This is a genomic window from Sphingopyxis sp. KK2, assembly GCF_001990265.1.
GTDB lineage: Bacteria > Pseudomonadota > Alphaproteobacteria > Sphingomonadales > Sphingomonadaceae > Sphingopyxis.
Genome location: NZ_LYVN01000266.1, coordinates 1 through 2,114 on the forward strand (window position 1 = coordinate 1; position 2,114 = coordinate 2,114).

The following is a 2,114-nucleotide window of genomic DNA, read 5'->3' on the forward strand; positions in this document are numbered from 1 at the left end:
CCATCACTTCGTCGCACGCCTAATCTGACCCCAAGTGCACGTCCGATCTTCGGGCGCGTGAAAAACAGGTAAGAATAGCCATGCGGCAAATGGCAGCGTCCCAAGGACGGTCGCCGCGGCCCGGGGCGGCAGCGGCGAAGAACAGGCAAGGGCCCGATCGCAATGGGTCCGATCGCGGCAACCCGCGCCCGGCGCCCTTCACGCGCCCCAAAAGCTACGCCGCGATCGACCTTGGCACCAACAATTGCCGGTTGCTGATCGCGCGACCGCAGGATGGCGAACTGGTCGTCATCGACGCCTTTTCGCGCATCGTGCGGCTGGGCGAAGGACTTCACCATACCGGGCGAATCAGCGACGCGGCGATGGACCGCGCGGTCGCCGCGCTCGCCATTTGCGCCGACAAGTTGCGCCGTCGTCACGTCAGCCTGTCGCGCGCGGTCGCGACCGAGGCGTGCCGCCGCGCGAGCAACGGGCAGGAACTGGCCGACCGGGTGCGGCGCGAAACGGGCATCGTGCTCGATATCATCGCCCCCGCCGAGGAGGCGAGACTTGCCGTCCTGGGATGTCACAATCTGATGGAACCCGGCGACGGCCCGGCGCTGATCTTCGACATCGGCGGCGGATCGACCGAGCTGATGCATGTCGAGGGCAGCGGCCACGACGTCGCGATCCGCGACTGGGTGAGCGTGCCCTGGGGCGTCGTCTCGCTGACCGAACATGCCGCCGGGACGGGCGAGAGCGCCGCCGACCGGCAGGCGAGCTATGCCCATATGCGCGCGACGACGCGCGAGGCCTTTGCCGCCTTTGCCGAGCGCGCCGAGCGCCATGCGGGGCAGCCGCTGCGCCTGCTCGGCACCAGCGGCACGGTGACGACGCTCGCCAGCGTCTTCCTCGACCTGCCGCGCTATGACCGGCGCGCGGTCGACGGGCTGGTCGTGCCGTGCGACGCGATGCGCGACATCAGCCGCCGCCTGGCCGAGGCGAGCATCGCCGACCGCGCCGAGATCGGCTGTATCGGGCGCGAGCGCGCCGACCTGGTGGTCGCGGGTTGTGCGATCCTGGAAAGCATCATCGACCTGTGGCCCGCCGCGCGCGTCGGGGTCGCCGACCGCGGCATCCGCGAAGGCATCCTCCGCACGCTGGCGATGCAGGGCCGCGACGTGCCCGTGACACGGCGCGAGTATCGCAAATGAGCGGCAACGAAAAGGGCGGCAAGGGCGGCACCAAGGGCGGCGGACGCGGCAGCCGCGGCGGGCTGCACGTTCGCGTCAAGACCGCAAAGAAGCGCACGACGTCCTCGACGCGCTGGCTGGCGCGGCAACTCAACGACCCCTATGTGCGCCGTGCGCAGGCCGAAGGCTATCGCTCGCGCGCCGCGTACAAGCTGATCGAGCTCGACGAGAAATTCGCTTTCGTCAAAAAGGCCCGCGCGGTCGTCGACCTGGGGATCGCCCCCGGCGGCTGGTCGCAGGTGGTGCGCAAGACCAACCCGCGCGCGAAGATCACGGGGATCGACCTGCTCGAATGCGAGCCGATCGAGGGGGTCGAGATCCTGCAGATGGATTTCATGGACGATGCGGCGCCCGATGCGCTGATCGAGGCGCTGGGCTCCGCCCCCGACCTCGTCATCTCCGACATGGCGGCGAACACCGTCGGCCATCCGCAGACCGACCACCTGCGCACGATCGGGCTCGCCGAAACCGCCGCCGATTTCGCGGTGCGCACGCTGCTGCCCGGCGGCAGTTTCGTCACCAAGGTGTTCGCGGGCGGCGCCGATCACAGCTTGCTGACCCTGCTCAAGCAGAATTTCGCGACGGTGAAGCACGCCAAGCCGCCGTCGAGCCGCAAGGGATCGCCCGAATTGTTCGTCGTCGCGCAGGGGTTCAAGGGCCGGAAGCCCACAGCAGAGGCCGACGAATAGCCCTGCCCCTCGCTTCGTCGCGGCCTATGATCCAGATCATTGCCCAGCGATTTCATCGTCGATACACATCGGATGTCGCAGACACGGCGCCGGTCGCCGCGATGCGTCCGATCAACCGGGGAAAATCGATGCGCCGAATCTCGCGTAAATCCATCACCTTGCTGACGATGTCGGCGTTCGTTCTCGCCAGTTG

The 2,114-nt window shown here is 68.3% G+C and carries 2 protein-coding genes; both read left to right on the plus strand.

Features of this window, described 5'->3' with window-relative positions; genetic code table 11:
* Positions 1 to 80 precede the first annotated feature (80 nt).
* A complete protein-coding gene (locus B1A78_RS21585) occupies positions 81 to 1,193 on the plus strand; it encodes a Ppx/GppA phosphatase family protein (RefSeq protein WP_077148884.1) in 1,113 nt (370 codons plus the stop codon).
* A complete protein-coding gene (locus B1A78_RS21590) occupies positions 1,190 to 1,921 on the plus strand; it encodes an RlmE family RNA methyltransferase (protein WP_077148885.1) in 732 nt (243 codons plus the stop codon). Before B1A78_RS21585 ends, B1A78_RS21590 begins: the two co-directional genes overlap by 4 nt.
* The last annotated feature ends 193 nt before the right edge of the window (positions 1,922 to 2,114 follow it).